This is a genomic window from Cellvibrio sp. UBA7661, from assembly GCA_002483365.1.
GTDB lineage: Bacteria > Pseudomonadota > Gammaproteobacteria > Pseudomonadales > Cellvibrionaceae > Cellvibrio.
This window is the reverse complement of record DLHT01000005.1, coordinates 18657-41659: the sequence shown is the minus strand read 5'-3', so window position 1 is coordinate 41659 and position 23003 is coordinate 18657. Positions and strand designations below refer to the sequence as shown.

18 protein-coding genes and 1 other RNA gene are annotated in these 23003 nt (G+C 47.1%); 1 reads left to right on the top strand and 18 read right to left on the bottom strand.

Features of this window, described 5'->3' with window-relative positions:
* Window positions 1–300, top strand: a complete 300-nt coding sequence (locus B2739_RS02655; RefSeq protein ID WP_331344331.1) for a hypothetical protein — start codon at window positions 1–3, stop codon at window positions 298–300.
* 120 nt (window positions 301–420) lie between these two features.
* On the opposite strand, the gene B2739_RS02650 is transcribed toward B2739_RS02655, so the two are convergent.
* The 18 genes from B2739_RS02650 to atzF form a co-directional block, all read right to left on the bottom strand.
* Window positions 421–1275: a YciI family protein gene (locus B2739_RS02650; RefSeq protein ID WP_331344330.1), complete on the bottom strand. Its 855-nt coding sequence runs from the start codon at window positions 1273–1275 to the stop codon at window positions 421–423.
* 131 nt (window positions 1276–1406) lie between these two features.
* Entirely contained in the window at window positions 1407–2030 is a 624-nt protein-coding gene (locus B2739_RS02645) for a YigZ family protein (RefSeq protein ID WP_331344329.1), read from the bottom strand.
* A gap of 34 nt (window positions 2031–2064) precedes the next feature.
* Window positions 2065–2901, bottom strand: coding sequence for an SIR2 family NAD-dependent protein deacylase (locus B2739_RS02640; RefSeq protein WP_331344328.1), 837 nt, complete (start codon window positions 2899–2901; stop codon window positions 2065–2067).
* Window positions 2902–3024: 123 nt separating this feature from the next.
* The gene (locus B2739_RS02635; RefSeq protein ID WP_331344327.1) at window positions 3025–5412 is read right to left on the bottom strand and encodes a DNA/RNA helicase domain-containing protein; all 2388 of its coding nucleotides are present in this window, start codon (window positions 5410–5412) and stop codon (window positions 3025–3027) included.
* Between the two features lie 14 nt (window positions 5413–5426).
* Window positions 5427–5774: a nucleotide pyrophosphohydrolase gene (locus B2739_RS02630; RefSeq protein ID WP_331344326.1), complete on the bottom strand. Its 348-nt coding sequence runs from the start codon at window positions 5772–5774 to the stop codon at window positions 5427–5429.
* A 153-nt stretch (window positions 5775–5927) separates the two neighbouring features.
* Window positions 5928–6227 carry a type II toxin-antitoxin system RelE/ParE family toxin gene (locus B2739_RS02625; protein WP_331344325.1) on the bottom strand — a complete coding sequence of 100 codons (300 nt, stop codon included), beginning with the start codon at window positions 6225–6227 and terminating at the stop codon, window positions 5928–5930.
* A gap of 5 nt (window positions 6228–6232) precedes the next feature.
* Window positions 6233–6490, bottom strand: a complete 258-nt coding sequence (locus B2739_RS02620; RefSeq protein ID WP_331344324.1) for a type II toxin-antitoxin system ParD family antitoxin — start codon at window positions 6488–6490, stop codon at window positions 6233–6235.
* Between the two features lie 172 nt (window positions 6491–6662).
* Window positions 6663–7017: a transfer-messenger RNA gene (gene ssrA, locus B2739_RS02615) on the bottom strand.
* Between the two features lie 240 nt (window positions 7018–7257).
* Entirely contained in the window at window positions 7258–8280 is a 1023-nt protein-coding gene (locus B2739_RS02610) for a glycoside hydrolase family 43 protein (RefSeq protein WP_331344323.1), read from the bottom strand.
* A 40-nt stretch (window positions 8281–8320) separates the two neighbouring features.
* Complete coding sequence (locus B2739_RS02605; protein ID WP_331344322.1) at window positions 8321–9796, bottom strand: MFS transporter; 1476 nt, start codon at window positions 9794–9796, stop codon at window positions 8321–8323.
* A 299-nt stretch (window positions 9797–10095) separates the two neighbouring features.
* Window positions 10096–10791, bottom strand: a complete 696-nt coding sequence (gene urtE / locus B2739_RS02600; protein ID WP_331344321.1) for an urea ABC transporter ATP-binding subunit UrtE — start codon at window positions 10789–10791, stop codon at window positions 10096–10098.
* Between the two features lie 29 nt (window positions 10792–10820).
* Window positions 10821–11633: an urea ABC transporter ATP-binding protein UrtD gene (urtD, locus tag B2739_RS02595; protein WP_331344320.1), complete on the bottom strand. Its 813-nt coding sequence runs from the start codon at window positions 11631–11633 to the stop codon at window positions 10821–10823.
* Window positions 11633–12781, bottom strand: coding sequence for an urea ABC transporter permease subunit UrtC (gene urtC / locus B2739_RS02590; RefSeq protein ID WP_331344319.1), 1149 nt, complete (start codon window positions 12779–12781; stop codon window positions 11633–11635). The genes urtD and urtC overlap by 1 nt, the downstream gene beginning before the upstream one ends.
* 193 nt (window positions 12782–12974) lie before the next feature.
* The gene (gene urtB / locus B2739_RS02585; RefSeq protein ID WP_331344318.1) at window positions 12975–14657 is read right to left on the bottom strand and encodes an urea ABC transporter permease subunit UrtB; all 1683 of its coding nucleotides are present in this window, start codon (window positions 14655–14657) and stop codon (window positions 12975–12977) included.
* A gap of 133 nt (window positions 14658–14790) precedes the next feature.
* On the bottom strand, window positions 14791–16086 hold the full coding sequence (urtA, locus tag B2739_RS02580) for an urea ABC transporter substrate-binding protein (protein WP_331344317.1): 1296 nt from the start codon (window positions 16084–16086) through the stop codon (window positions 14791–14793).
* Window positions 16087–16249: 163 nt separating this feature from the next.
* Window positions 16250–16963 carry a GntR family transcriptional regulator gene (locus B2739_RS02575; protein ID WP_331344316.1) on the bottom strand — a complete coding sequence of 238 codons (714 nt, stop codon included), beginning with the start codon at window positions 16961–16963 and terminating at the stop codon, window positions 16250–16252.
* Window positions 16964–17081: 118 nt separating this feature from the next.
* The gene (gene uca, locus B2739_RS02570; protein WP_331344315.1) at window positions 17082–20720 is read right to left on the bottom strand and encodes an urea carboxylase; all 3639 of its coding nucleotides are present in this window, start codon (window positions 20718–20720) and stop codon (window positions 17082–17084) included.
* Between the two features lie 75 nt (window positions 20721–20795).
* Window positions 20796–22586 carry an allophanate hydrolase gene (gene atzF, locus B2739_RS02565; RefSeq protein ID WP_331344314.1) on the bottom strand — a complete coding sequence of 597 codons (1791 nt, stop codon included), beginning with the start codon at window positions 22584–22586 and terminating at the stop codon, window positions 20796–20798.
* Between the last annotated feature and the right edge of the window lie 417 nt (window positions 22587–23003).

Genomic DNA, 23003 nt, shown 5'->3' with positions numbered 1-23003 from the left:
ATGCACACACTGATGGTTTTGGTTGGCGGTTTTGTTCTGTTGTTTTTTTGCCAACTGGTTGCGCGCGTGTTTGGTGGCGAGGGCGTTAAACCCATCGCAAAAGCATTGCTGATATTTGTTCCCCTGTGGTTTGTGATCGCCGCCATCAATATGTGGGTGGGTATCAACTACGCGGGTTACACTTTTATGCAAGAGCTGCCCATCTTTTTGTTGGTGTTTGTTGTGCCTGCCGCTGCAGCACTGCTCACCTGGTGGCGTATTACACACTTGCAAAAGAAAAACAAAAACACGCCGGTTTAATTTTTATTGTTTTTATTTTTTTCATACTGCTTCTATTTTTTTACACTGTTTCTATTTTTTCACGCTGTGCTGCTCGTGCCAGCACAGTGTGAATACCCAATCAGGGTCAAGCATCCAGAGTTAGGCGGGCTCTTCACCTGGCAACATTACCATCCAACCAACACCAAATTGGTCAGTGACTTGCCCATACAACGGCGACCAAAAGGTTTTCATTAACGGCATATCCACTTTGCCGCCATTGCTGGCCAGTGCGGCAAAAATACGGCGCGCTTCGGCTTCATCATTAACATCCAGTGCGATGCGGAAACCGCTGAATGTTTCGGCATCGTTACAACCGTCAGATGCCATAATGCTTGCATTGCCCAAACTGAATTCAGCGTGCATGACTTTATTTTCAAAACCCGGCTGCAATACACCTTCTGGCATAGGGTCGGGGCTTTCGTTAAAGCGGATTAGAAATTTAATCTCTGCACTTAAATGTTGTTTGTAAAACGCTAAGGCTTCATCGCAGCGGCCGGAGAAAAATAAATAATTATTTACCTGTACTTTGCGCATGGCCAGAGTTTGGCGCAATGCGTCTTCATGGGCAGCGGCCTTGCCATCTACATCGGCCTCGGCGAAATCGTCCATCGTGTAAAACGTGCGAATCTCAATATCAGACTCTTCATCTTCCATTGGGTTAGGGCATTTTTTTACCCACTCAATTGCTTCTTCCATGGAATTCACATTCCAAATCCAGTAACCGGCAATCAGCTCATTGGTTTCAGTGAAAGGGCCGGTGGTGACAACGCGTTTATCGCCACTAAAACGCACACGAAAACCTTCGCTGCTGGGCTTTAATCCATCGCCAGATTCCATAATGCCAGCCTTCACCAACTCTTCATTAAACTGGCCCATTGCATTCAGCAGCGCCTCACTCGGCATTTTGCCTGCTTCAGAACCGGGCGATGCTTTAACCATAACCATGACTTTCATAACGCGTTCTCCTTCATTAAAAATTGAGATGGATGTTTGTGTACTGAAGTGTTCTGTAGGTTAGTCGAAGCAGGCTGTCGGAATTCGACAGGAGAGAAAATTATTTGAATCCTCCCTTTGCAAAAGGGGGGCTAGGGGGGATTCAGAGGACTCAACTTCACTATCGCCGTGCCCGCAGTTTCATTCACCACCTGCACACTAAACGCATCCAACTGCGCCTCTTCCAAACGGATCTGCAAACTCACCTGTGCCGCGTAATCCACCGCCAGTATCTCGCCCTGAAACTGGCTAACCAAGTGGCGAACCTTCGCCTCTCGCGCAAAATCTACGCTGACAATACATTCCACCTTGGGCGTAACAGCAACTAACACCGCCGCATTCACCGCCTGCGACACCGCAGCGGAATAGGCGCGCACCAAACCACCCGCACCCAACTTCACCCCACCAAAATAACGCACCACCACCGCGAGCGAATTACCCACATCGCGCTCGGTTAATACATGCAACATCGGCTTACCCGCCGTACCCGAAGGCTCACCGTCATCACTAAATGCCTGCGTCTGCGGCTGCCGTGTATTGCCAATCACATACGCCCAACACACATGCGCCGCATCCGGGTACTGCTTGCGATAAACATCCACCCACGCCATCGCCTCTTCACGCGAAGTGACAGGATGCAAAAAAGTAATGAACTCACTGTTTTTTTCTTCAGTGGTGGATTCAACAGCGGTGGAGAGGACGGTGTGGGTGGACATTGTGTTTCCAGTATAGCGATAGTCTGTGCGGCTATTATTGTTGGGGCTTGATGACTTGTTCAATGGCGATTAATCCCTCTTTCGCTCCCATGCTAATGCCCACCGCATTTTGGGGCGGTACTTCATAATCGCGCGGATTAATACGAATTAATTTTCCATTAACATTTTTTACAACCTGTTCGGAAAAGCGGCGCACCGATGGAATATGTGTGCCCGCACCTAGCTCAATCACCACTGGATTATTACAGCGCTGCAACCAGAGTTGTAATTGCTCGGCTTGCTGATCCGATCTGTCGCTAATCCAACCCCAATCGCCAAACATTAAAATATTTGGCCGCGCGATTCGGTTGCAATAGGGGCACTGCGGAGGCTTATTAATAAGCTGACACTGTTCGTGATCGACTTCAGGTAAGAATGAATTTGCCTCCCAAATAGTAGCGGAGCAGGGCTCAAGACATTGCACGTGATGAATAGAACCGTGGCACTCGTAAATATTATCCGCAGCGAAACCTGCTTTTTGAAATTGCCCATCCACATTGCTGGTAAATACCGAATAACCTTTCGCTTTGCTTTCGCCCCAGCGTTTTAAAATCGCAAAGCCTTCGTGGGGAATAGTGTTGCGATAAAGCGCGAGCCGGTGCCCATAAAACCCCCAAGCTAATTTCACATCGCGCACAAACGTATCGGGCGACGCCGCTTGCGTAAAATCTATTTTCGCTTTTGCAAGCGCAGGGTAGGCTTTCCAAAAACCCTCATTGCCACGAAAATCCGGCAAACCGGAATCTACACCCATGCCAGCACCAGCAGCGATGATGAGCGCATCGGCTTGTTGAATGTAATCGGCGGCTTGGGTGATGGAGGTGTTGGGCATGGTTTTTCCTGGCTATAGCAACATAATTTCTTAACATAAGAAAATTTAGGATTTTATGATGTCTCATTAACTTTACTCGAAATAAAGTTAATGACTAGCATCTTGACGTAATTCAATATCCTTCTAAAGAACCGCTACAAACTCGCCGATGACTCTAAACTCCTCCAAATCATTTTCTTTTATGACTATGTCTGAATAACCAAAGGAATTGGTGTCTGGCGACAAAACGATTTTTTCATGAATGAGTTGATCGTCAATTTGGCGCTTCTCACTTTTATAGACTTTAACTGTGAAGGAGCCACCATGATCAACATCAGAGATATGATTATGTTGCACAAGTACAACTTTGCCGTTTCTAGTACCGCCAGGATTTGATTTAAATAAGCACCATGATCCGTTGGGTATTTTTCTATTCATGGATTCGCCGATTACTCGAATAACAAACATTCCTTCTTTAGTCGCAAATTCTTCGGGTAATTCAACCCAATCACAAGTTTCTGCATCTTGATGTGGGCTAAAGCTACCTGCTGCGGCTGCAATATCAAATACGGGTACGAAGCCGTCATAAGGGCGGGCTGTTTCGAAGGAAACTACTGCGTAGCCAAGTCCTTCATAAGGAACTTTCTCTAAGGATGAGTATTGGGGTTCATTGATCGATTGTTGAAATGCCGAAAAATATGCATTGGTTTCCGGGTCAGTGCAATACAGATAGCAGCCTTTAATGCCGCGAGTCATCAATGTCCGATAAGTGTTTTTTATAATTTGATCGGCTTTCTTTTTGGTTTCTACTGGGGAAGACTTCAAAAGTGATTTGTAGCCTTTTATTGATTTATCTTTTGATGATCTTTTTCCTGCATCTGTGACAACTTGACCATCACGAATGACAAAATCTGGTCCAATAATGACACCAATATAATCAACCTCAAGACCTTGGCATGTATGAATACAACCAATTTCATTAACTGAATTTGGGGATATCATCCATAGACTGCCATCGTCAGTTAGATTCCATTTCGCTTCGAAATTAAACTCAGGGAATGTGATGTCAAAATTGGATTTTTCTTTTTTGCTTTTCCAATCCCAACAATATCCAGCAACCATTCGAGCTTTATTGCTCAGCTTATTTTTCTCAAAAATGGCTTTTCGCATCTCTGTGGGATTATCAAAAACCTTAAACTCGTAATCTATATCCGACAGATCTGTATTTGCGGTTTCGCGAATTTGCAACGTGTTATCAAGCCAGGCAATGTATCCATCTGAACCATTACATCTAAATTGTGAATCTAGTTGAAGAATAGTTACTTCTGAATTGGCGCGTTGGGCAAACTGGGTTATGGCTTCGATTGATCCTATATCCTGAAATGTAACTCGCTGATCTTCATCGATAAAGAAAATGTTTGCGTTGGATGAATTAATGATTTCCTTTATTTGATTTTCACCAAGGTTTGCGTACAAACCTGATTTTTCATTAAGTCTGTGGGCTTCATCGACAATAAGCGCATCAAAAATTTGTGTGGGTGTTGTAACGTAGCTGCCTGTGCCTCTAAATAAATTATCTATTGCTGTTCGCCGCAACGTTTTGGTTAGTTTACTTTTAAAAACTTCGCGGGGAGCAGAGTTTTTGGTGGTATATTGAACTACCATCTCTCTATTGGTAAGTTCAACCAAAAGATTAATCGCGACTACAGATTTACCGGTGCCAGGGCCACCTTTAACAATTAGAGTTTGTTTTTTTCCGTTTTTTGCTTTGTGTGCAATATCCAGAGCAGTTTCATATACCAACTTTTGCTCATCTAAAAGGATAAACTCTTTGTTTCCCTTAAGCATTGATGCGAGGCTATCGGCCAAAGTTTTGGATGGTTTTATGACTCCATGCTCAATTCGATACATGATGTTGTCAGAATCACCATACTTGACATGTTGCTTTAAAAAATTGGGAAGTCTCAGAGCGTCATCAGAAATGAACACTGGAGCTTTATCAGTATGGGGCGAATAAAAAGGATCGTTAATCGCTGAGGTGGATTTTAGATTGTGCAGATAGGCGCAAGGTTGCAAACTAATTGATTCAGATCTAACCGTTTCGTTGTAGTCAGTTATTAATGCTGCATATGACCACGCTTGATAAGATGGGTGATTGGTTTCTCTAATTCCCCCATTTAAAAAGGTTTTTACGATTCCATCTTTTTGGGTTTTATCAACCTCTTGCCATTGTTTTAGTTCAATAATGACGGCGGTATCGTTGCGATTTGCATCTTTACCTGTAAGGATGAAGTCCACTCTACGATTGGTTAATGGAATGTTGTATTCAATAGCGACGCCGGCTGTTGGTGGAATATCAGGGTCTACTAATATTCTGAACATATAATCCAAAGAGTTTTTCCAAGAGAGGATTTCGTTCTTGGGTGAGTTTCTATTTAGCTTTCGTGAAACTTCATTTTGAATAATTTCTTCAATTCTGTTTGAGCGCATATCACGAACGAAATCGTCTTTACTGGCAGAGTAAACTAACATTCAATAATTCCGTTTTATATGTTGGTGTATTTATCAGATTTGCCTTTTGATTTATCAATGGGATACTTTTCAGCATTAATTGCAATTTTTCTGGTGCACTCAGCCAAAATATCCAACTCTAATTTGTCCGCAAGCCGTATCAGGTATAGTTGGATATCTGCAATTTCATCTGCAACTGCAAGACGTTTTTCATCTGAAAGGTTTTTTGATTGATCTTCATTGAGCCACTGGAATTGTTCAAGCAGCTCTCCAGCTTCGCCAGCCAAAGCCATAGAGAGGTTTTTGGGGGAATGGAATTGGTCCCAGTCTCGTTCTTCGGCAAATTTGCGTAGCGCTAACTTCAGGTTGTCGAGTGAGTTCATAAATAACCCAATAAAGTTCAAAATAATTATGTTGTTACAATCTTTCAGTAAGTAGAGCGGACTATAGACGCTTGGAGAGTTTGATGCCATTACCGGGGATAACTTGGACGGGAGTTCAAATCCCCCCGGCGCAGTTGAACGGCGATTAGCTGATTATTTCAAATGACGTGCAGGGTCTTGGCGGGCATGTAGCACGCGGATTATTTCCACGCTCTTGGGCGTAACACGGTAAAACAGCACGTGGCTTTCAATTGGCAGGCTGCGTGTACCATCGAGTAGTTCAGGCCGCTCAGTTCCCATGAGTGGTTGTTCAGTCAGTGACCAGAATTTTTCTTTCAGGATTTCCAGATAGTGGTTGGATTGAGTCTGCCCCCATAGCCTCAGGCCATATTGATAGATTTCTTTTAGGTCTGCTTTCGCAGCGGGGGCAATGATTAGTTGATAACTGGGCACAGCAATTAGTCTTTGATGCTATCAAACAAAGTATCGAGCGCAGCTTTGGATTCTATGGCAGTGCCTTCGCCCCGGTTCAACTGGTCTACCCCAATTTTTAGTTGCTCCCGTAAACGAGCCAGTTTGATCTCATGAATCCAGTCTTCGTGGGTATCCATAAAGCGCAAGGCCTCACGAATAACTTCGCTGGCATTGTTGTAAAGGCCGCTTTCTACTTTGGCTTTAACGCGTGATTCGAGTTCCGGTGTTAGTGATATATGCATGGTGGCCTCCAAGGATATTGCTTTGAAAAATGCTAGGTCGGCATACAAAGATTGTCAATGATTGTATCTCATGTGTAAGCAACCGCCCATCAGTGGCTGGTCCAGTCATTTTGCTTAGTGACGAGCAATAAAAAACCCGACCATTTCTGATCGGGTTTTTTATCTGGGTGTTTGGTGGAGCCGGGGGGATTTGAACCCCCGTCCGCCAGCACTCCATCCTCGGCTCTACATGTTTAGGTCCGTTTATTGATTTAACGCTTATCAGCCCAACAGGCAGGACGAAAAGCGCGATCCTGTAGAGTTTTAACAGCGCCACCCCAGGCAAGCTTTGCTGCGATCCAGTTCTATATGACGGGCTCTATCGCGGTACTGGCACCTTGGCAGAGACCGTTAGCAGCAATTAAGCTGCTAAAGCGTAAGAATCGTCGTTTGCGACTATTCAAGTACAGCTTTGGATTAACGTGATTGGCTGTCATCACGACATGCACCTCGGGCTTTGTTACCGGCGTCGAATCCAAATCGGCCCCAGTCGCTGGACGGTACTATCTGAGGGGGATAGTCTGTCCAACCAGCGAGTGGCGGCATTCTACCCCTATTACCAGCTGATGTCATACCGCTTTTCGCTGTATTCAATATGGCGACGATCAAGGGGATTACAAGTGATGGCTGATTTATTAACCCCCCCCCAGCCCCTCTTTTTGAAAGAGGGGGAGCTGAGCCCCTCCCTTTGAAAAAGAGGGGTTGGGAGGGATTGTGTCGGTGGGTGTTTAATCGCGATAAGGAACGATGGTTTGGATGCTGCCATCGGCGTTGTGCGTGAGTGGTGCCATCTTCACTGAACGCAAGTGGGTGATGCCTTTGGACAATACCGAATCGTGATAGAACAAATACCACTGGCCTTGGTATTCGGCGATGGAGTGGTGCGTTGTCCAACCGATGACCGGCTCCAAAATGCGGCCTTGGTAAGTGAACGGGCCGTAAGGGTTGTCACCTGTGGCGTAACACAAAAAGTGGGTGTTGCCGGTGGAGTAAGAGAAATAATATTTGCCGTTGTATTTGTGCATCCAGGATGCTTCAAAGAAGCGGCGATCGTGGTCGCCCGCAAGAATGGGCTGGCCGTTCTCATCGAGGATTTTAATCTCGCGTGGTGTTTCGGCAAATTGCAGCATGTCGTCGCTCATGCGCGCAACGATGGGGCCCAGCGCTGGCTCGTTATCGGCCGGTTCACCGCGCTTCGCGTCATATTGGTTGTTGCGATAACTCTGCAACTGGCCGCCCCAAATGCCACCGAAGTACATGTAGTGGCTGCCATCGTTATCTTCAAAAACTGCCGGGTCGATAGAGTAGCTGCCTTTGATGGCTTCGGGTTCGGCTTTGAATGGGCCGACCGGTGAATCACCAACTGCTACGCCGATCTGGAAAATATCGTCTGCGCGTTTTGCAGGAAAATACAAATAATATTTGCCGTTTTTATGCGCGGCATCGGGTGCCCACATTTGGCGTTTTGCCCAAGGCACATCTTTTACATGTAAGGCGACACCGTTATCCACAGCGGGGCTCTCGGGCGAATCGAGCGAGATTACGTGGTAATCCTCCATGCCGAAGTGATCGCCGTTGTCGTTAAACGGAATGCCCGCTTCAATATCGTGCGACGGATAAATATAAATTTTCCCGTCGAACACATGTGCTGATGGATCAGCGGTGTAAATATGTTCAACCAGCGGTGCAGAAATCGCGCGCGCTTTTAAATCGGCGATGATTTCCGGAGCTAGAGTTTCTTCAGCGGCCATAGTTATACCTCACTACATTACGGTAACAATTGATTAAAAATTATTTTCCTGCCGCTTTGCGGCGTTCATTTAGATCGGCTTCTATTTGCACTTCCAATTTTTTATTGATCGCGTAGAAGAACATACAGCCCACCGCCATAAAGAACGGCAGCGATGCAAATACGCTCACGCCGGTTTTGATACCTTCAATAGTTTCGGGGTTTTGCTGCTCAAGACCGGCTTGATAGCCATAGTGCGCGAGTAAACCGGCAACCAGCGAGCCGCCGATGGTCAGGCCGAGTTTTAAGCCGAGAATCATGGCAGAGAACACCATCGCGGTTGCGCGGCGATTATTTTTCCACTCGGAGTAATCCGCAACGTCGGCGATCATCGCCCACAGCAGTGGAATGGTTACACCGTAGAAAAAGCCGTGCAGGATTTGCGATAAAAACACAATGCCAATGCTTTCTGCAGAGTAAAACTTGAACGCAAATACAAACACAGTAGAAAGAAACAGGGCTGAGGCAAACACATTGCGTTTGCCGAATTTGTCGGCCAAGCCTTTGGAGAAGCCGATGCCGACAATCATCATGATGATGCCGCCAGCGTTAAACAAACTGAAGGTAGAGGTGGGCGCATCTTTCGGCCATTGGAATTCAGACAGACCAATGCTGGTCAGTACGCTATTCAGTCCGGCGATAAAACCGTTAAAACCAATATCATTTAAAAACTGCGCGAGGTGCGGCTCGCTCAAATAATTTTCAAAATAATAAATGTACATGCCGCCTTTTAACGCGAGCGTTACAAACACCAGAATGGTGACGGTGAGCATCACCACCCATGGCAGGTTTTTCATAAGATCGGAAAGGTCTTGCGCGATACTGTTGCGTGCTTCGACCACTGGCAAAATACGTTCTTTGGTGGTGATAAACGCGATCAAAAAGAAAATCGTTCCGGTGATGGAAAACACCAGCATGGTGTTGTGGAAGCCAACCGCTTTATCGCCATCGCCCAAAATCAATACCAGTGGTAACAGCAATACTTGAATAATAAATTGCGCCACCATCACTGCGACAAAACGGTACGCAGACAAACTGTTGCGATCGGCCATATTGCCAGTCAGTACACCGCTTAACGCAGAGTAGGGCAGGTTGTTGGCGGCGTAGATCACCAGCAACAAAATGTAAGTCGCAAAGGCGTAAATCACTTTGCCGTTTTCATCAAAATCCGGTGTGCTGAAGGCGAGCAATGCAAGGGCACCAAACGGAATCGAGGTCCATAACAACCAAGGGCGGAATTTACCCCAGCGGGTGTTGGTGCGGTCAGCGATGATCCCCATGACCGGCGTAAAGAAAGCACCAAAAATACCACCAGCCGCCATGATCATCGCGGCTTTACCGGGCGATATGCCGTAGACATCGGTATAGAAAAAGGCGAGGAAGGTAACCAGGGTTTGGAAGATCAGGTTAGCGGCCAGGTCGCCCAGGCTGTAACCCACTTTTTCAATAACGGAAAGCTTTTGCACATTTTCATTCATTGGTATGACTTCTTATAAGAGTAATGGGTTGTTTAAGCATAGACGTATATGCCAATTTCCCGTACCGCAGGAGGTTGATAATAACTGGTGTACAAGTCCCCATAGGATCGCTTAAAGACTACTTATAGTCAAGGTGTATATAACGTGGCAAGTGCAATAGATTAATAAGCAGCAGGTGCAGGGAAGAGCAGGAAAGGGGGTTGTAGGGAAGGAGGGGAGGAAGAGGAGGCCTATGGCCTCGGTTGAGCCTTGGCCGTAGCCAAAAAAGACCGCGCCCGATGTCTTATGGGCATAAATGGTTATACGCTCAAATACCGCTGCACCAAATCATCATTCAAATTGGCGATGGGCCCAGTGGCGACTACGCTGCCTTTTTCCATAATAAAAAAATCATCGGCAACGCGGCGCGCGAAAGGAAGTTTTTGTTCGACAAGCAATACGGTTAAACCCAATTCACGATTCAGTTTGCGAATTACCTCGCCAATATCGCGCACCACGTTGGGTTGGATACCTTCGGTGGGTTCGTCGAGGATCAATAGTTTGGGGTCGAGCACCAGTGCGCGCCCAATCGCCAACTGCTGTTGTTGCCCGCCGGACAAATCGCCGCCGCGTCTGTGTTTCATTTCTTTCAATACTGGAAACAATTCGTAGATCAAACCGGGAATAAAGCGCGATTTGTCTTTGCGTGCGCCGAGAGAGATTTTTAAATTTTCTTCCACAGTTAACAGTGGAAAAATTTCGCGGCCTTGTGGAACAAAGCCAATACCACCGCGCGCGCGGTTTTCAGTAGAGAGTTTATTGATGTCGTAACCGTTTAATTGAATAGCACCATCGCGCACGGGCAATAAACCGGTAATGCATTTGAGCAGGGTGGTTTTACCTACGCCGTTGCGGCCAATCAAACAGCCGCAGGTGCCTTCTTTTACGGTGAGCGATAAATCCCACAGAATATGGCTCTGACCGTAGAATTGGTTAATGTTTTTAATGGTTAGCATTGCTTACTCCAATCTCGTTCGCCTGCGCGTTATTCGCCTAGATAGACTTCGATAACTTTAGGATCATTCTGTACCTGATCCATAGTCCCTTCGGTTAATACCGAACCCTGATGCAATACGGTAACTTTGCGCGCAATGGAGCGCACAAATTTCATATCGTGCTCTACCACAATCACAGAATGCTCACCTGCGAGTGACAATAATAATTCCGCGGTTTTTTCTGTCTCTTCGCCGGTCATACCCGCAACCGGTTCATCTACCAACAACACGCGCGGGTTTTGCATCAGCAGCATGCCAATTTCCAGCCATTGTTTTTGGCCGTGAGAAAGGGCGCCTGCGTTTTTGTATCGGTGTTCTTGTAAACCAATTTGTACCAGAACTTCATCAATACGGAATTTCTGTGTGCCATTTAAGTGTTGGGTGAGTGTCCACCACACGCGTTTATCGGCGGCAGTGGCCAGCTCAAGATTTTCATACACTGTCAGCGCTTCAAAAATGGTTGGCTTTTGAAATTTACGGCCAATACCACCGCGCGCAATTTGGTGCTCGGAAAGTTCCAGCAAATTAATTTGTTGGCCGAAATACACACTGCCTTGATCGGGTTTGGTTTTGCCGGTAATCACATCCATCATGGTGGTTTTGCCTGCGCCGTTGGGGCCGATAATGCAGCGCAATTCACCTTCATCGATATACAGGTTTAAATTGTTGAGTGCGCGAAAGCCATCAAAGCTGACGCTGATCCCTTCAACGTACAGGATGGTGCCTTTGGTGGTATCTAACGGTGCACCAAAGTTTGGATCTGGCTGGCCAAGGCTGCGACGTGCTTGTGAAAAAATATTCATTACACAGTCTCCTTGGTTGATGACTCTGTGGATGGTTTGTCGTTACTTGTTGTGTTTGCAGGCGGTAATTTTTTGCTGCGATTAAATAAGCCCACCAAACCTTTCGGTAGTACCAGCGTCACAATCACAAACAGCGCACCTAATGCAAACAACCAGGTTTCGGGTGAGTAGGAAGTGAAAATAGTTTTGCCGTAGTTAACCGAAAATGCGCCGACAATTGCACCGAACAAAGTACCGCGCCCACCGGTTGCAACCCATACGACAAGCTCGATGGAGTTGAGTGGTGAAAATTCACCGGGATTAATAATCCCGACTTGCGGCACATAAAGTGCGCCAGCAATACCTGCGAGTACCGCAGAAAATACAAATAACCACAGCTTGTAAGATTCCACCTTGTAACCACAAAAACGTGTGCGGCTTTCGGCATCGCGGATGGAAATAACAATTTTACCCATGCGCGATGTCACAATGTAACGGCACGCGAGATACGCAAGTATCAGCATAAAGCCCGATGCCAAAAACAATGAAATGCGCGTGCCGTTGGCGGCGATGGGGAAGCCTAAAATATCTTTGAAGTCAGTCAAACCATTATTACCACCAAAGCCCATTTCATTGCGGAAAAACGCCAGCATTAATGCGTAGGTGAGCGCTTGGGTGATAATGGAAAAATAAACGCCGGTCACGCGTGAGCGAAATGCGAGCCAGCCAAAAATAAACGCGAGTATTCCGGGAATAACAATAACCATCAGCATCGCAAACCAAAACATATCAAAACCTTGCCAGTACCAAGGCAATTCTTTCCAGTTTAAAAACACCATAAAGTCCGGCAGGATTGGATCGCCATATTGGCCGCGCGGGCCGATCTGACGCATTAAATACATGCCCATTGCATAGCCACCCAACGCGAAAAAAGCGCCGTGGCCGAGCGATAAAATTCCGCAGTAGCCCCAAATTAAATCCACCGCTAACGCCAGTAGCGCATAACATAAAAATTTGCCGAGCAAGGTCACCATAAAGGTGGATACATGGAATGCGGATGATTCCGGCACAAGTAAATTGCAGATGGGCACCAGCACCATCGCCAACAAAACCAGCCCCAGCACAATCATGCCGCCGCGATCACTGAGTAATAAACGTTGGGTTAACATTTGATTCTCTCTTATAAACTCATTCAATTTGTAGGTTGGCGGTGAGGAACGAACCCCAACATGACCATCTTTCCGAACAAACCAAAAAAATAAAAATGCGATTGTTAATTTTTTACGCGACTGCGCATTGTGCGGTTTGCAATTGCGAATGTTGGGGTTCGCAAGCTCACCACCAACCTACAGGTGCCACAAACTAGTCAGCTGCTGCTCTGCCTTTCTGCGGGAAAATTCCCTTGGGTCGTTTTTGGATAAACAAAATCAACAACACCAACACCAATACTTTGGCGAGTACCGCACCGGCATAAGGTTCTAAAAACTTATTAATAATGCCCAGCCCCATTGCGCCAACCAATGTGCCCCACAAATTACCGACACCACCAAATACCACCACCATAAATGAATCGATAATGTAGGCTTGGCCGAGGTTGGGGCCGACGTTGGTTAATTGCGACAATGCAACTCCTGCGATACCGGCAATGCCGGAACCCAGGCCAAAGGTCATTGCATCGACCCAGCTGGCGCGCACACCGACAGCGCGTGCCATGGCGCGGTTTTGCGAAACGGCGCGGACTTTCAAACCGAGTGTGGTTTTTTTCAAAATGGCGAGCAGGGCAAAGAACACCAGCAAACTAAAAATAAAAATATATAAACGGTTGTAGGTGATAGAGAGCACCGGATTAATAACCAGTGAACCGCTCATCCACTCAGGCAATTCCACCGCGCGGTTAAGTGGCGAGAAAATACTGCGTGCGGCTTGTTGCAACACCAAACTGATACCAAAGGTGGCAAGCAATGTTTCCAACGGGCGGCCGTATAAAAAGCGAATCACGCCGCGTTCAATCGCAATCCCTACCAGCCCTGCGACAATAAACGCGGCGGGAATTGCAATCATTAAGCTGTACGCAATCTGGTTAGGGAAAAGTTGCTGCACAACCCAGGTTACATACGCGCCGATCATCATCAATTCGCCGTGCGCCATGTTAATTACGCCCATCACACCGAAGGTGATGGAAAGACCAATCGCAGAAAGCAGCAGTACCGAACCTAAACTCAGGCCGAAAAACACATTTTCAGTAAATCGATAAGCCGCAATGCGGTCTTCAATCGAATCCAGCGCAAACTGCGCCTGTTGTTTTACTTTTGTATCAGCATCGTTAGTGGCTATTTCCTGTAATGCAGTGCGTACTTCCTGCTGCAAACTGCCGCGTAAAATCGTAATTGCATCCAAACGCACTTGTTGGTCGCTGCTTTGTAAATTCATTAATGCGACCGCAGCAGTAATAGCGGTGCGCACATCGTCATCGGGTTCGGTTTTTTGGCGCTCTTGTAATAAGCTGATAATGTCATTGTCTACGCCGTCTGCAATCATGCGGTTAACTGCATCCAAACGGACGGCGGCACTTTTATCGTTCAGGTTTAATGCGGCCAGAATGGTGCGCAATTGGGTGCGCATGCTGTTGTTGATGGGGACGCGCTTTAGCGTGTTGGTTGCATCGGCAGCAATTTTTTCGCCACTGATTGCATTGGTATAATTGCCGGATTTATCTGCAATCGCCACAACCGGGTTGCTGGATTTTTCTGCATAAAGGTTTCCTTGTTGCAGTGCAGCAATCACACTGGCAACGCGCGGATCATCGAGCTTGCCTAATTTTTTGGCGGTCTGTGCCCGCTTGGGCAAGCTGCCTTGGGTGAGCGCTTTAACCAGCGAATCGAATTCATTTTCGGCTGCTGCTGCGTGCGTTTCCTGTGAATGTATTTCTGTCGGCGCAACATCAGCGGTTGCGGTGTTACTGCTGTCTTGTGCAAACCCTGATGCAGAGTAGCAAAGTGATAACAACAGTATTAACGGCGCTTGCCATTGTCCAAATAGCTGCATGGTGTTCCGCATAATCGTGTCTCGATAAAAGCAATAGTAAAAATAGTTTGGGAAAACGTTATTATTTTTTAGATATTTTTTTTGATTCCGCCCTCCCAAGCCATGCTTGGGAAGACGGGTCATTAACGAGAGATTATTGAGCGGCAGCACCTAAACATTTTTTGGTTTTGGTGTTGTAGTTACCGCACTTCAAGCTAACCCAATCAGACTCCAGGTCTTTTGAGCCATCAAGGAAGTTAGACCAAGCATCGCCAGCAACCAGACCTTCGGTTTCCCACACGGTGAGAAATTGGCCGTCTTCTTGAATTTCACCAATTAATACGGGTTTAGTGATGTGATGGTTTGGCAACATTTTGCTTACGCCGCCAGTCAGGTTTGGAACTTCAACACCAACGATGGCATCGATCACTTTATCCGGATCAGTTGATTTTGCTTTCTCAACCGCTTTCACCCACATATTGAAACCGATGTAATGTGCTTCCATTGGATCGTTGGTGACGCGCTTGTCATTTTTGATGAACGCTTTCCATTTTTTGATGAACGCAGAGTTAGCATCGTTCTCAACGCTCATGAAGTAGTTCCATGCTGCCAAGTGGCCAACCAAGGGTTTGGTATCGATACCAGAAAGTTCTTCTTCACCTACAGAGAACGCAACAACCGGAATATCTTCAGCAGTTACTTTTTGGTTGCCCAGTTCACGATAGAAAGGAACATTGGCATCGCCGTTGATGGTTGATACCACCGCAGTCTTTTTACCGGCTGAACCAAAACGTTTAATGTCAGACACAATGTTTTGCCAATCGGAATGACCGAATGGGGTGTAGTTGATCATGATGTCTTCTTGTTTAACGCCTTTGGCTTTCAGGTAGGCTTCCAAAATTTTGTTGGTAGTACGTGGATACACGTAGTCAGTACCGGCCAATACCCAACGCTTCACGCCCATTTCATTCATCAGATAATCAACTGCCGGAATGGCTTGTTGGTTTGGAGCAGCACCGGTGTAGAACACATTGCGTGATGATTCTTCACCTTCGTATTGCACCGGATAAAAGAGCACGCCGTTTAATTCTTCAATAACAGGCAGAACAGATTTACGTGATACTGAAGTCCAGCAGCCGAAGATGGCAGACACTTTATCTTTGGTTAGCAGCTCACGGGTTTTCTCTGCAAACAGTGGCCAGTTTGATGCCGGGTCAACAACAACGGCTTCCAGTTTCTTGCCAAGCAATCCGCCTTTTTTGTTTTGTTCTTCAATCAACATCAACATGGTGTCTTTCAGTGTGGTTTCTGAAATGGCCATAGTGCCTGACAGTGAGTGAAGTACACCGACTTTGATTGTATCGGCAGCTGCTGCACTAAAAGAGGCGATGGTTAAGCCGCAGGCGATACCGAGTGCCCCGACATGTTTTGCTATTTTCTTCAGCTTCATGGGTCTTTCTCCTGATGGTTTTAATGACTCAGTGGTGTAAACAAAATTTCCGGTAACGCCTTTAACGCGAATCGTGGGTGACAGATTTGCTTCCGTGCTGGGTGCTTATCTGCAATAAGCACTTTGTCACTCTGTGTATTACTGCTTTTAGTAATGCTGTTTATTAGTCCGGGTGTTGCTGCTGTGCTTCATACAACATGTGCAGCGTAATTTTCCTCACTTCGGACTTACTCGCCTCTATGTGCGTTTTTAAATAACTTTTCACTTCTTCTGCGCGCCGCTCCATGATTGTGCGCAAAATTTTTGCGTGTTCATCGTAAGTTGCTTCTATGCGATTGCGTTGGGTGAAATCGATGCGGCGAATAATGCGCAACCGCTCTGTAATCTCGTGATGAATGCGCGCCATTTCCCGGTTGCCTGTTGCTTCAATCAGTTGTTCATGAAAGCGTTCATCAAGTGCACATACACTAGGTCCATCTTCCAATCGGTCTTCCGGCTTGACGAGCCAGATGCGTTTTAAATCTTCCAGATTGGGTGCGGGTTCCATTTCGCATAATTTTTTAACGGCAGCCAATTCCAAAATAATGCGCACATCGTAAAGTTGTTCAAATTGGTTGAAATCAAATGGCCTGACTTGCCAGCCACTGCGAAAAGACACTTCAACAAAACCTTCGCGCTGCAACCGCGCCAATGCTTCACGTACCGGAGTACGGCTTGCAGCAACACGCTCGGCAATTTCGTTTTCGCTAAACCGGTCGCCCGGTAACAAGCGGAACGAAAAAATATCGTCCTTAATGGTTTGATAAATCCGCTCCGTTAAATTGGTGCGCGGCTCATCGGTTTTCTTTTTGGTCTTGTCGTGTTTGAGCAGTTTCATATTTTTTTCCGTAGGTTGGTGGTGAGGAACGAACCCCAACATAAGCAACGCGTAAATGTTGAACCCTGTCATGTTGGGGTTCGCTTCGCTCACCACCAACCTACGTTCGTGTTTTAAATCAATTCACTTCCAACACCAACAACAAATCGCCTGCGTTAACTTGCTTGCCTGGCTCTACGTGAATCGCACTGATTTTTGCAACACGGTCGGCGTAGACAGAGAACTCCATTTTCATTGCTTCAACAATTAATAATGGTTGGTCTGGCTCCACCAATTGCCCCGGCTCCACCAGCAACTTCCAAATATTGCCGCTGATGTCTGCAGTGACTGCATGGCCATCCACTTCAATCGGGTTGGTGTTGATCTTGACTTGCAGCGCTGCATCCACATTTTTTTCTTCATCGGCTTGCCAGAGTGCGACTTCTTTAGTGAAAGCAGCTTGTTGTTTGGTTTTGAATTCGGCAATGCTCGCTGCGTTTTCTTGCAGAAATTGTTCATGCTCGGCAAGGCTGAAATAATCTTCTTCAATACGCAGGCTTAAACGGCCTTCGCGGAAGGCTTCGCGCTGTGCGGTTAATTCTTCTTCACTGACTTCGTAATAACGCACACGGTCAAAGAATTTCAGCAGCCAAGGCTCACCATTTTTGAAAACGGGGTTTTTCAGAAATTTATTCCAGATAGGCAGGGTGCGACCTACGAGCTGGTAACCGCCGGGTGAATCCATGCCATAAATACACATGTAAACACCACCAATACCGACGGTACCTTCTGCGGTGTAGGTGCGCGCAGGGTTGTATTTGGAGGTGAGTAGGCGATGACGCGGATCAACCGGCACTGCACAGGGTGCACCGAGGTAAACGTCGCCCAAACCGAGCACCATGTAGCTGGTATCAAATAAAATTTGTTTCACTTGATCGACTGAATCCAAACCGTTAATGCGGCGCATGAATTCGGTATTGCTTGGCAGCCAGGGCGCAGTATCACGCACCGATTGGCGATAGCGTGCAACTGCATCCAGTGTTGCAGAATCTTCAAACGCCATTGGCAAATACACGATCCGGCTTGGCACTTTAATATCGCGCGCATCGCCCAGTGTTTCTTCAATAATTAACAAACGGTTAATTAGATCGCGCTGATGAATTACGCGGCTGTCGTAATTGATTTGCAGTGAACGTACACCGGGTGATAATTCAATCACGCCCGCAATCGGCGCTGCTTTAAGCGCTTCCATCAAGGCATGAACACGCAAGCGCAAACTCAGATCGAGAATGTTGTCGCCGTACTCAAGCAAAATATATTTGTCACCGGCTTGGCGATAACTCACCAACGGGCGGCTAGCTTGCGGTGGCAGAGCAGCAACAATACATTCAGAAATAGTATTTTCCGGTGCAATAATTGGAGCCGGTAACACAGCAGACTGTACGCTCAGGTTTTCAATGGCGCGATCAATCGCTAATTCCATCGCCAATGCAGTATCAAAACTTAAACGCTTGAAGCGGATTTTATCGCCCGGTTTTACTTGGCCAACTTTCCAGAGTTCTGCTTTTACAATTGTCACCGGGCAAACAAATCCACCCAGGCTTGGGCCGTCTTTGGTGAGGATGACGGGCATATCGCCGGTGAAATTAATTGAGCCAATCGCGTATTCGGTATCGTGAATATTCGATGGATGCAAACCGGCTTCGCCACCGTCGCTACGTGTCCATGTGGGTTTGGGGCCATTTAAACGAATGCCTAAACGGTTAGAGTTGTAATGCACTTCCCACGCAGTGGAAAAAAACATTTCAATCGCTTCGGGTTTGAAAAAATCCGGTGCACCGTGTGGGCCATAGAGCACACCAATTTCCCATTCGTTTGACGCGTCTGTTTTTGAAAAGCAGGACGGAATCAATTCAACTGGCGCAGCGGCAGCTTCATAAATTGGTGCGGGAGTGGTACAGGCTGCGATAGCGGGATTGCTGATTGGCAGCATATCGGTCGCGCGCAGTGTGCGGCCTGCGTGGCCACCAAATTGACCAAGCGCGAACGTAGAGCGGCTACCCAAATACACCGGCACATCAAAACCATTGCGCACAGCAAGATAACCACGGCAGCCTTGTTCGGCTTTTCCGACTTCCAGAATTTGTCCGGCTTTAATGGTTACTGGTTGCCAGAACGGAATTAATTCACCATCAATTTTTGCAGGCGATGTTGCACCCGTGAGCGCAATAATCGCATCGCGATGGAATTTTAATTTCGGTCCGATAATGGTGTACTCAAGTGCAGCAGCACTGTCATGGTTGCCCACAATACGGTTAGCCAAACGGAAAGAATAATCATCCATCGGCCCTGAAGGCGGAACACCAATGCTCCACAAACCCACGCGGCCGGGGTAATCCTGTACGCTGGTGTAAGTACCTGGCTGCAATACTTCCACTACTGGCGCGCTGTATTCAAAACTCGCAAGTTTATTGGTTGCAACATCGCCCTTGGCGAAAAAGTCTGTTGCAATAATTTGGCGAAGGTAATCAAGATTCGTTGCAATACCGGCTGCACGTGTTTCGTTTAAGGCTTCGCTCATTTTTGCAATAGCATCAGCGCGATCTTTGCCGTACACAATAATTTTGGCGATCATTGGATCGTAGTAGGGCGATACTTCAGTGCCGGTAGAAACCCAGGTGTCGATGCGTGCATTGGGTGAGAAATGCACGTCAGTTAATACACCGGGTGATGGTTGGAAATCACGTACCGGATCTTCAGCGTACAAACGCACTTCAATTGCTGCGCCTTTTGGATTGATTTGAATATCCAATTTTGGCGGTGTATCTGCGGCGGTTAAAATCATCCACTCCACCAGATCTACACCGGTGCAGGCTTCGGTAATCGGGTGTTCAACTTGCAAGCGGGTATTGACTTCGAGGAAATAAAATTCATCGCGTGCCGGGTCGTAAATATATTCAATGGTGCCTGCTGAACGGTAGTTCACCATTTTGCCGAGGCTGACTGAGGCCGCGAGTAATTTCTCGCGTGTTGCAGCAGGCAAATTCGGAGCAGGCGTTTCTTCTACCACTTTTTGGTTGCGGCGTTGCAGTGAACAATCTCGTTCGCCCAGTGCCAGTACGTTGCCCTTGCCATCACCAAAAATTTGCACTTCTACGTGACGGGCGTTATCCACAAATCGCTCAAGAAATACGCCTGAGTCGCTAAAAAAGTTTTGCCCTAAACGTTTAACACTTTCATAGGCATTAATTAATTCGGCTTCGCTATTGCAGCGCGTTAAACCAATACCACCACCACCCGCGGTACTTTTTAACATGACTGGGTAGCCCAGTTTTGCCGCAGCGGTAGTGGCTTCTTCTACAGAGGCTAATAAACCGGTGCCAGGGGTGAGCGGAACACCCGCTTGCTCTGCCAACTCACGCGAGGTGTGCTTTAAACCAAATTGACGAATTTGTGCCGGTGTAGGGCCGCAAAAGGCGATACCTCCTGCTTCACATTGTTCACAAAATTTTGCGTTTTCAGAGAGGAATCCGTAACCGGGAATAATTGCCTGTGCGCCAGTTTCTTTTGCTGCAGCCAGAATTAAATCCGCCTTTAAATAACTTTCTGCTGCGGTATTGCCACCGAGACAAATGGCTTTATCGCAGGCGGTGACATGCGCTGAATTGCGGTCGGCATCGGAATACACTGCAACAGATTCGATGCCCATTTTTTTCAACGTTTTGGCAATACGCACCGCGATTTCCCCGCGGTTGGCAATCAGTACGGTCTTTAACATGGTTCTTCTCCGGCTGTCATTTTTTTAAATCCCCTCCTATCCTCCCCTTTTTCAAAGGGAGGGGCGGGGGAGGGATTATTTTTGTAACGATTTTATGTACGCCCGCCATCCACCCAGATGCGTAATATCTTTCGCACCATTCACAGCAGCGCCTTCACAAATAAAACCTTTTACTTCGCGGCCATCGTGCAGTGTGAGTGTGCCAATGCCTAACGGAGCAGGAATCAGCGCAATAAAACTGCCGAAGTGCTGCACAGGTACATCCCATAACTCCACAATAATTTCAGCACCTTCACTTTCAGTGCGAATCAACCCCGGTTTGGGTGGCGTAGTATTAGGTAATGCAAACAAACGATAATTTTTTGCAGTGAACGTGCTTTCAACAAACAACGCATTGCGTTCCTGCAATTGCACATTCAATGGCATTCCCGTGAGGTGTGCGCCAACAACGGCCAAACGGACATATCCTTTTGGCGATTCTGTAGAGGCGGTAAACGGGTTTTGTTTTTTATCGATGGCACCGAGAGGCAATTGCGTCGCCGCGTGCCATTTTTTTCCAAACGCAGCGAGCGCTGCGTCTTGCCATGCGGGTGCAATCAAGGTGATACCAAACGGCAAGCCATCGGCACGCATCACCGCAGGCAAGGCGAGTGCAGAAAGATCAGCGAGGTTGACAAAATTGGTGTAAGTACCGAGTTGGCTGTTGACACCAACGGGGTCAGCAGCAACCTCGGCAATGGTTGGATGGCGTGGTGAGGTGGGCACTAACAGTGCATCCACATTTTTTATTTGGGTTTGAATAAGGCGGGCAAGTTCAGCGCGCTTGTATTCGGCTTTAAACACATCGGTTGCAGAAAAATCGACAGCTTTTTCAACAATACTGCGCACCACGTTATTCATATCCTGCGCGTGGTCTTGCATAAAATCGCCAATCGCTGCATGGCGTTCGGCAACCCAGGGGCCACCGTACAAAAGCTGCGCGAGTGCAAACATGGGTGTGAAATCTATTTCAATTAATTCCACATTCAGTGCACGCATTTTTTGCAGTGCGTTCTCCCACGCGGTTTTGGCTTGTTCATCACCAAACCAATTGGGCGCTGCCGGAATACCAAAACGCGGGGTGGCAGAAAAATAAGTCGCGCTTGCAGGTGCGGTACGCGAGTAACCATCGGCTACATCAAAACCTTCCATCACTGATGCCACTTTTTCTGCATCATCAACAGTGAGTGAAAAAATAGAAACGCAATCCAAACTGCGGCACGCAGGCACAACACCGCTGGTGCTGAAACGGCCTTTAGTGGGTTTTAATCCGACGATATTGTTAAAGCCTGCGGGCACGCGGCCTGAACCTGCGGTGTCGGTTCCCAAGCTAAAAGGCACGACACCTTTGGCAACGGTGATGGCAGAGCCGGAGCTTGAACCGCCGGATACATAATCCGCATTAAATGCATTAGGCACAGCGCCGTAAGGCGAGCGTGTTCCCACAAGCCCCGTAGCAAATTGATCGAGGTTGGTTTTGCCGAGCACAATGGCACCCGCCGCTTTCAAGCGCGCGACGCTGGTGGCATCGGCTTCAGGGATATAAGTAAACGCAGGGCAGGCTGCGGTGGTGGGAATACCGGCGACATCAATGTTGTCTTTTACTGCAAAGGGAACGCCGTAGAGAGGCAGGCTATGCGCATCGCCCAGGGTTTCCAATGCGCTGATCTGGGCATCCAATTCGCTGGCAGAAACAATATAAATCCAGGCTTTATCATCGGAATCAAGTTGCGCACGCAACTGCTGTAACGCCGCGCGTGCTACCAAGCCGTGGTCACGGTAGGCATTCAGCCACTCACTAATAGTCCAACCTGTTGTTTGCATCATTATCGTTCCCGCAGTTACATCTTAAATACAATCTTGGATACAAGTTTGTATTCAGCAGAAACTATGCCAATCAAAAATTGCGCCCTGAATGTCGCCCTTGGGTAAGCATAAAATCTATATTATTCAATGAGTTAAATGACGTAGTAAAAATAGGGGAGAGGCAATTCTGGTCGTGTTTTGAGAAGGCTTTTATGCGCTGAAGTTGTGCGTGAGAATTTTAAGCGGGGGCTAAGTTGGTGCGGTTTGGCGCTGATTTTCGCATCTCATTTCATCTCAAAATTTAAAAATATTGAGATATGAGAGGCGATAATTCATAGTTCATCTCAAAATTACGACTTTTTGAGATGAACACTTTATCGGCCTGTTGTCCCTGACGTAGGCAAAGTACGCACTAAAAAATCCAGAAAAACTGGATGT